We start from the raw sequence: 8,613 nt of genomic DNA on the forward strand, positions 1-8,613 counted from the left end.
AAAGAATTGCTGGTTTACTTTAACTATATTCTGTTCAATTTTCAAAGACCATTTACTCTGTCGCACCGAAGCGACTTCCTTATCTTATCATTTCTTCCGACTACTGTCAACAACTTTTTTCAAAAAAGTTTTTAACATTTAGTAATTCGAAGAAATTACTTTGTCACATTAACTCTAACATTCATTTACTATGTTTGTTTTTGTCACTTGCGACGATATTTATAATATCATTATTCTTTTTTTATTATTATCACTATTTTCTTATTTTATTCAAATATATTTAATATCACTTCTTTTTTCTTGTTTTTTCTTTATTTTTCTATTATTGATATACTAGGTAGCGTTTGTGTTATAATTATCTAATATTAATATATTTTTTAAAAAGTTATATTTAAATTGGAGTGATTATAATGTCAAATATATTAAAAAATGATTGGAAAGAACTTTTAGAAGATGAATTTAGTAAAAATTATTATCAAACGCTAAGACAATTTCTAATAGAAGAGTACAAAACAAAAAAAATATATCCTGATAAGTATGATATATTTAATGCCTTACATTTTACACCATATAAAGATATAAAGGTTGTTATACTAGGTCAAGACCCCTATCATGGTCCAGGTCAAGCTCACGGCTTAAGCTTTTCTGTTAATCCTGGTGTAAAAACACCCCCTTCATTACTAAATATATATAAAGAATTAAATTCAGACTTAGGATGTTATATACCTAATAATGGTTATTTAAAAAAATGGGCTGATCAAGGAGTATTATTACTCAATACATCTCTTACCGTTAGAGCTGGTGAGGCTAATTCGCATAAAAATATAGGATGGCAAGTATTTACTGATAAAATCATTTCTTTAGTCAACGAAAAAGATGATCCTGTTGTATTTTTATTATGGGGAAATAATGCAATAAAAAAGAAAGAATTAATTACTAACAAAAGACATTTAATTCTTACTTCTGTTCATCCAAGTCCACTATCAGCATCTAGAGGATTTTTCGGAAGTAAGCCATTTTCTAAAATTAATAATTTTTTAATTTCAGTTAATAAGGATCCTATTGATTGGCAAATAGAAAATATATAAAAAAATGGGTTAGAACCAAAAGGTTTTAACCCATTTTTTTATTTAATATATGCTTTCAATTAGTTATCTTTTTATTTTTTGTTACTTTTTTATAATATGAGTATATAAAAGATAAGATAATTCCAATAACCCCTCCGGATGCAAAACCTAAAATGACATTTCCTAATAATAACCCAACTATAGTTCCTATTCCAACTCCACTAGCTATTCCTTTTGTCAAATATTCATAATCTTGATCTGAAAGTATTATTTTCTCTATCATATCTCTTCCCCCTTATTATCTATAAATAAATTATATACTCTAATTATTAATTATCTCTTAAATTAAACTTAACAATAAATGAAATTTATTACAATTTAATTTTACTGTATGTAATACACTTTGTAAAGCGTTATTTTATACCTCTTTTTATATTTTACTTAACTCTTTAAAAAGTTTGAATAAAACTTTTATTTTTTTAATAACATAAAAAAAAGCAACTTACTATAGTAAGTTGCTTTCCTGGTGGCTCGACCAGGAATCGAACCAGGGACACGAGGATTTTCAGTCCTCTGCTCTACCGACTGAGCTATCGAGCCTCAACAATTTGATTATACATACAATATTATATTATGTCAAATACTTTTCTAAAATTTATATAAATATTTTTAACACAGTTAATTATATAATGATTAAATTTTAGGTTATTTTTTATTGCTAATTCAATATAAATATATTATATAACATTTATTCTGGAGGTACACTTGAAATATTTTATATTTTTAATACTTATACTTATTATTGCATTTATGTATTTTTATTATGAAAAAAAATTAACTATAGCGAAAAATAGAATATTAAGAACTTCTAACCAGTTTAACAATATTAGAAATGAATATAGAAGTGCTTTAACTAAAAATCAAAATATAAATGTACAATTTTTGACTCCTACCGCTAGCAAAGCTATAACAAATAATAATACTACTGTTTTCTTAGCTCCAATTCTAGACTCACCTAAAATTAGGGTATTAGATATAAAAATGGAGGTTAAAATTTTAGATAGCGCAATTATAAATAACAAAACTTGGTTCTATGTAAGTTTACCTATTGATAGTACTTATAATTGTAGGGGCTGGATTAATAAGGATGATTTCTCATTTATATATCAACAATCTCAAAATACACCATCAGTATATCATTAATAATTCTTTATTTAAAAAGACCGAAGTAGTTTTATTTATAAACTATCTCGGTCTTTTAATTATATACCAGATAAGTATTTAATTATTACTCCCATCATCATATATAATAAATATACAACTATAATAACTATAAACGGAATATTGAATACTCTTTCATCACTTTTATTATATTTTATATCTAATTCTTCTCTCTTTATTATTCCTCTTCTAATGTTTAATTCTGCTATCTTTCTAATTACAAAATATACTGCTATTCCAAATACTAAAGCTATTAACCCATAAAAAGTAGCTAAATATATTTTTTCTGCAACTCCTATTCCTTTTAAACTCATATCTGTAGCTTCTTCCATTACTGAAGTGCTTTCCGGAATTAAACTTATTAATTTTTGTAATGTTATTGATGTACCATTTATTAAAAAATGTATTAATGCTGATGCAAATATTGAGTTAGTTATTCTTACTACTAAGGCTAATATAAAACCTAAAACTGCTGCATATAAAAATTGTTGAGGATCTAAATGCATTATTCCAAATAATAATCCTGTTATAGCACATGATAAATAAATATTTTTATCTTTATAACCAGATAATACTACTCCTCTTATTGTAATTTCCTCTGTTATTGCTGGTAATACCGCTATTAGTAAAAGCAAAACTATATATGGAGAATCTACAATACCAGTTACAAAATTTCCAATTTCATTTTCAAAAAAGAATTGAGAAATCAAAGAAAAGAATGTCATTATTGGTTGACATAAAAATGCTAATAATATTATTAATAATGTATCCTTTAAATAAAGCTTGTTCAATTTTAATACGTCTTTTGCAGATTGCTTTGTAACAATTAAATATATTATTGCTGGAAAAATAAAAGTTATAATATGACTAATTAACAACATTAATTTACTATCTGTAATATTAAACCAATTAAATATTAAATATATTGGCAAAAATAATTGTAATAACATAATTATTAAAAAATACGTGTTTGCTCTTGATATCTTTTTCATATATCTCTCCTTTTATAAATATTTTATTTACCTAATGTATATTAATTTTAATTCTTGACAATAATATAAATGAAGTTTTAAACTTCATAGTTAATCGCCTCTCCCCCATTTTATTTATATACAAAAATAATCCCTTTAATGTCATGGAAATATTAATGGGATTATTTTTGTTTTTCTAAATTTATCTATAATTTTGTTTTTCAAGTTCAATTTTAAGCATTTTTAAAGCATAGTTAGTTGCTGAAGTTCTAACCACTTCTCTATTTCCACTAAAATTACACTTTTCAACTATTGTATTATTATTTACATGTACAGCTATATAAACCAATCCTACTGGCTTTTCATCAGTACCTCCACCAGGCCCTGCTATTCCGGTAGTGGCTATAGATGTATTAGAACCACTCTCTTTTGCAATTCCCTCTACCATTTCCTTTGCTGTTTCTTTACTTACTGCTCCATACTCATTAAGGGTTTCTTTCCTAACACCAAGTCTTTTCATCTTAGCTTCATTAGAGTAAGTTACTGCCCCTTCTAAAAAGGAAGATGATATACCTGGATATGAAATTAGCTTAGCTGCTACCATCCCTCCAGTACAAGATTCAGCAGTTGAAATAGTTAATTCATTTTTACATAAAATCTCTCCCACTATATATTCAATTGAATCTTCATTACTTTTCTCACTCTTCACTTTACTCACCTCAATATAATTCATACATACTCATTATAACCTCTTTATTCTAATATTTACATATATTTTATTAGTAACTTTTTCTAATAATTCTAAATAAAAATCTCTAAAGTAAAAACCTTAGAGACTTTTTATTTATATTTATTAGCACTAATATAATAATCTCCTGAATTATTAATTCCCTCTTCCAATATAGAAAAATTACTTTCTTTCAACATGGAGGTAATTATATTTACATGTTGCCTATTTGAATTATCTAGAGTTATAGTAAAATTATCATTCTTATCTACTATTCCCATATAGTCATAAATATCACCATATTCACTAAGCCCTAATTTTCCTCTTATATCCATTTTATAGTCTGGCATTTTTTTACCCTCCTATTAATTGTTTTCAACCCCCATAACTTGATAGACCTCTCCTAACCGTCCTTATTTTATGTAATTATTTATTATTTTATTCCTTATTATATTTTAAAATTAAAATATAATAGCCTATTAAGAAGTATATTTTTTAACTTCTTAATAGGCTATTATATATTATTTTTAGGCTTCTTCCCTTAAGTTTCTAACATCATCTAGAATCTTTCCAAGTTCACTTGCCGGAACTTCATCATATCTTAAAAATTCACTAGTAAAGTTTCCTCTTGCTTGGGTCATTGATCTTAAATCTGTTGCATAGCTAAACATTTCTGCCATTGGTATTTCTGCACTAATTTTTTGAACCTTTCCTTCTGGTTCCATTCCTATAACTCTTCCTCTTCTTTTATTTATGTCACCCATTACATCTCCCATATAGCTATCAGGAACTAAAATTTGAACATTCATAATTGGTTCAAGTAAAATTGGCTTAGCTGCTTCTAATCCTTTCTTATAAGCAATTGAAGCTGCCACTTTAAATGCCATTTCTGATGAATCTACTGGATGATAAGAACCATCATATAGTGTAGCTTTTAATCCTACAACTGGATATCCTGCTAAAACACCAGTTGATATGCAATCTCTTAATCCTTTTTCAACTGCAGGAATAAAATTTCTTGGAACTGCTCCACCAACAACCTTATCTACAAATTCTAAATCTAATTCACCATCTTGTCTTGGTTCGAATTTTATTTTTACATCTCCATATTGGCCATGCCCACCGGATTGTTTCTTATGCTTACCTTGAACGTCTGAAGTACCTTTTACAGTTTCTCTATATGGAACTTTTGGTTCTTGTAGAATAACATCCGCTCCAAATTTACTCTTTATTCTACTAGCTATAACCTCTAAATGAGTTTCCCCTAATCCCCAAATTATAGTCTCTGCATTTTCAACATCTCTTTCTATCTTAAATACAGGATCCTCTTCCATTAATTTTGATAATGATTGTGATATCTTTTCTTCATCACCCTTTGATTTAGGTAATATTGCCATTGGCATTACTGCATTAGGTAAATTTATCTTATCATACATTACCTTAAAGTTTTCACTACACAACGTATCTCCAGTCGCTGTGTATTGTAATTTAGATACTGCACCAATATCACCAGCAACTATCTCTTTAGTTGAAACTTGATTTTTTCCTTTCATAAAAAATAAATGGTTTAATTTTTCTTGTTTTTTCTTATTAGGATTTAATACTGTCAATTCACCATTAATTTTTCCTGTAATAACTCTAAATAAAGATATTTTACCTACAAATGGGTCAGCAATAGTTTTAAACACTAAAGCTGAAAATGGTTTATTTTCATCCGTCTTTATGAAAACCTCTTCAGAATTATCTAAATTTAATGCTTTTTGAGGTAGTGAATGTTCTGGTGATGGGAAACATTGAATTATACTGTTTATCATTGATTTTATTCCTATAACCTTTGAAGCGCTACCACATAATACTGGTGCTATTTCACCTTGTGCGCATCCTTTGATTAATCCTGAATAAATATCATCATCACATAATTCACCGTCATTTAAATATTTATCTAATAATTCTTCATCAGTTTCAGCAACAGCTTCCATTATCATTTGCTTACATTCTTCAACTTTATCAACTAATTCATTAGGTATATCGATTGTTTCTTCTTTACCAGTCTTAGAATTATATTTTATTGCAGTTTTAGATATAACATCTACTATTCCTATAAAGCTATTTTCTTTTCCTATAGGATATTGAATAGGTACTATACTCATTCCAAAACTATTTTTCATGGCTTCTAATGTTTTATCAAAGTCAGCATTTTCCCTATCCATTTTATTTATAAAAAATGCTCTTGGTAACTTTATTTTTTCACAATAATCCCATGCTTTTTCTGTTCCTACTTGTACTCCTGAAACAGCACATATTACAATTGTAGCTATATCCACAGCTCTCATACCTTGATACATTTCTCCTTGAAAATCAAAATATCCCGGCATATCTACTATATTAATTTTAGTATTATTCTCTTCAAATGAAGCAACTGAAGTTGATAAAGATATTCCTCTTTTCTTTTCTTCTTGTTCATAATCCATAACAGTACTACCATCTTCAACTCTTCCTAATCTATCTGTGTTATTTGTATAAAATAACAAAGCTTCTGCTAAAGATGTTTTTCCTGTTGCTCCATGACCTATTAACCCTACATTTCTAAGTTTCTTATAATTGTAGTCTTTCATAACATCACGATAATACTATTTTTAGTATTATCTTTCACCCACCTTTCTTTATATAGATTAATTAATTATCATTTTATTGGTAACTATTATTTTAAAGTTATACTTAATTTTTATGAAACCATACTTATAAATAGTACTTAATTCATATCATCCTATTATCCTTAAATTTTTACATTAACTAAAATTATTCCAATTAATTATAGTTTAACCATATAACATATTATTTTATTCTAACTTATATCTATATTGTATAAATAAGGTGCCTATATTTATTAAATTTATTTTATATTAACTTAAATGTTTATTATTAATGAAGTTTAATAATAAATTACTAAAAAAATAAGACTTATACTAAGTGTTTAATCATTAGTATAAATCTATATAATTTAATATTTGCTATTTCTTTTAACAATGTTAAAAATAATTTTAACTCACTATTTTTGCCTTAACATTATATTTATTTTGTTTCTTATATTTCAATTTATAAATAACCCAATTAATTATAAATCCAAAAACACCACCTGAAAAATCAATTATAACATCTCTAATAGCCATTGATCTTCCAGGAATAAAATATTGATGTATCTCATCAGTAATTGCATACCCTAAAACAATAAATAATGAATATATTCTTGCTCTTTTTATATCAACGTAATTCTTACAAACTAAAATAGCAAAATAATATAATATAAAATACTCAGTAAAATGGGCTGCTTTTCTTACAATAAATGAAGCAAGCGATCCTAAGTGAGTATTTAAATCAATTCCTATAGCAGAAAATAACTTTATTACTAAGTCACTTTGTTTAGTTGACACTTCAGCTGGTTGGTTTGACATACAAAATATAAATAACATCCATCCAATTAGTAGAGTCCAACTAATTATAACTCTTTTGTTTTTCATCTTTTTCTCCTTAATTTATTAATTAAATAAAATTTATTTAATTTTTCTCAACTAAATATCTATTTATATAAGCTAATGATTCCTCTAATATTCCTTGACCACTTTCCAAATCTTGTAATTTTAATTCTAAATTACAAATTCTTTGTTCTAATAAATACATAAGCTCTTTTATATCATTTAACAACTTAGCCTCATAAGATACTTGTATTCCATCAGAATCAATATATATTTTTTCTGGTGTAGATCCACATTCTACACACTTAGCATATATTCCTTCCTTTTCAGTATCTCTAAATACTTTAAAAGTGTCATTATTACATTTAGAGCAATTAGATAGTATTATAAAATCGTAATAACTTATATCAAACTCATATTTACTTTTACAATGCTCACATGTTAAAACTAAATTATTCCCTTGAGTTTCTATTAAAAAAGTATTTCCTGAACAACCTTCCTTTTCGCATACCACTGTTCTTATCATAAATATTCCCTCCTATATTTAAATAGAAATATACTTCCCTCAAAAATTATTATGATATATTTTTATATAATATGCTTAAAGATTAAGTATTTAAAAATTTATTTTACTCCAACTGATAATTTATCTAACTCATTTTTTATATTGTCAATCTCCTCATCTATCTTACTTGTATTTTTACCAGCTAAAACCAAGTCCCTTTTTTCAAGTTTTAATTTTATAATTTTTTCTTCTAAGTTTATTCTCTTTTCCACACGACCACTCCCATTCTTATATTATGATAAGAATAATTAACAAGTTTTTATCTCTTTATTTTTAAAATGTTATAACACTATTATATAATACTTTCTTCAAATGATAACAAAAAAACAATAACAAATTTTAATTTATTTTACGACATAATATTATATATTTTATATTAATTTCTATTTAATTTTTTTATTTATCTATCAATTCTATAAATAAAAAAATTCTTCTTTTAGTAATTAAAATTACCTAAGAAGAATTTAAGACTATTTTATATAAAAATAAAAAGCTACGATGTAAATCGTAGCTTTGGTGGAGGTAAAGGGATTCGAACCCTTGACCCCTTGCGTGCAAGGCAAGTGCTCTCCCAACTGAGCTATACCCC

10 protein-coding genes and 1 tRNA gene are annotated in these 8,613 nt (G+C 26.1%); 2 read left to right on the forward strand and 9 right to left on the reverse strand.

Going from position 1 to position 8,613, the window contains the following annotated elements:
- The first annotated feature begins 410 nt into the window (after window positions 1-410).
- Window positions 411-1,088: a uracil-DNA glycosylase gene (locus HCG76_RS18415; protein ID WP_221701730.1), complete on the forward strand. Its 678-nt coding sequence runs from the start codon at window positions 411-413 to the stop codon at window positions 1,086-1,088.
- Window positions 1,089-1,143: 55 nt separating this feature from the next.
- Here the strand turns inward: HCG76_RS18415 and HCG76_RS18420 are convergent, their stop codons facing one another.
- Both HCG76_RS18420 and HCG76_RS18425 read right to left on the reverse strand, forming a co-directional pair.
- A complete protein-coding gene (locus HCG76_RS18420; RefSeq protein ID WP_221701729.1) occupies window positions 1,144-1,350 on the reverse strand; it encodes a hypothetical protein in 207 nt (68 codons plus the stop codon).
- 241 nt (window positions 1,351-1,591) lie between these two features.
- Window positions 1,592-1,667 (reverse strand) — tRNA-Phe (locus HCG76_RS18425).
- A gap of 165 nt (window positions 1,668-1,832) precedes the next feature.
- On the opposite strand from HCG76_RS18425, the gene HCG76_RS18430 reads away from it, so the two are divergent.
- Entirely contained in the window at window positions 1,833-2,270 is a 438-nt protein-coding gene (locus HCG76_RS18430) for a hypothetical protein (RefSeq protein ID WP_221701728.1), read from the forward strand.
- A 59-nt stretch (window positions 2,271-2,329) separates the two neighbouring features.
- Here the strand turns inward: HCG76_RS18430 and HCG76_RS18435 are convergent, their stop codons facing one another.
- The 7 genes from HCG76_RS18435 to HCG76_RS18465 form a co-directional block, all read right to left on the reverse strand.
- Window positions 2,330-3,280 (reverse strand): CPBP family intramembrane glutamic endopeptidase, encoded by a 951-nt coding sequence (locus tag HCG76_RS18435; RefSeq protein ID WP_221701727.1) that lies wholly within the window; start codon window positions 3,278-3,280, stop codon window positions 2,330-2,332.
- A 181-nt stretch (window positions 3,281-3,461) separates the two neighbouring features.
- On the reverse strand, window positions 3,462-3,968 hold the full coding sequence (locus HCG76_RS18440) for a nicotinamide-nucleotide amidohydrolase family protein (RefSeq protein ID WP_294172941.1): 507 nt from the start codon (window positions 3,966-3,968) through the stop codon (window positions 3,462-3,464).
- Between the two features lie 131 nt (window positions 3,969-4,099).
- The gene (locus tag HCG76_RS18445; protein ID WP_221701725.1) at window positions 4,100-4,336 is read right to left on the reverse strand and encodes a hypothetical protein; all 237 of its coding nucleotides are present in this window, start codon (window positions 4,334-4,336) and stop codon (window positions 4,100-4,102) included.
- A 177-nt stretch (window positions 4,337-4,513) separates the two neighbouring features.
- On the reverse strand, window positions 4,514-6,601 hold the full coding sequence (gene fusA, locus HCG76_RS18450) for an elongation factor G (protein ID WP_221701724.1): 2,088 nt from the start codon (window positions 6,599-6,601) through the stop codon (window positions 4,514-4,516).
- A gap of 426 nt (window positions 6,602-7,027) precedes the next feature.
- Window positions 7,028-7,504, reverse strand: coding sequence for a VanZ family protein (locus HCG76_RS18455; protein WP_221701723.1), 477 nt, complete (start codon window positions 7,502-7,504; stop codon window positions 7,028-7,030).
- A 37-nt stretch (window positions 7,505-7,541) separates the two neighbouring features.
- A complete protein-coding gene (locus HCG76_RS18460) occupies window positions 7,542-7,985 on the reverse strand; it encodes a hypothetical protein (RefSeq protein WP_221701722.1) in 444 nt (147 codons plus the stop codon).
- Window positions 7,986-8,083: 98 nt separating this feature from the next.
- Window positions 8,084-8,236, reverse strand: a complete 153-nt coding sequence (locus HCG76_RS18465; protein ID WP_221701721.1) for a hypothetical protein — start codon at window positions 8,234-8,236, stop codon at window positions 8,084-8,086.
- Window positions 8,237-8,613 lie beyond the last annotated feature (377 nt).

This window comes from Clostridium sp. K13 (assembly GCF_019734195.1).
In the GTDB taxonomy this organism is placed as follows: Bacteria; Bacillota; Clostridia; order Clostridiales; family Clostridiaceae; genus Clostridium.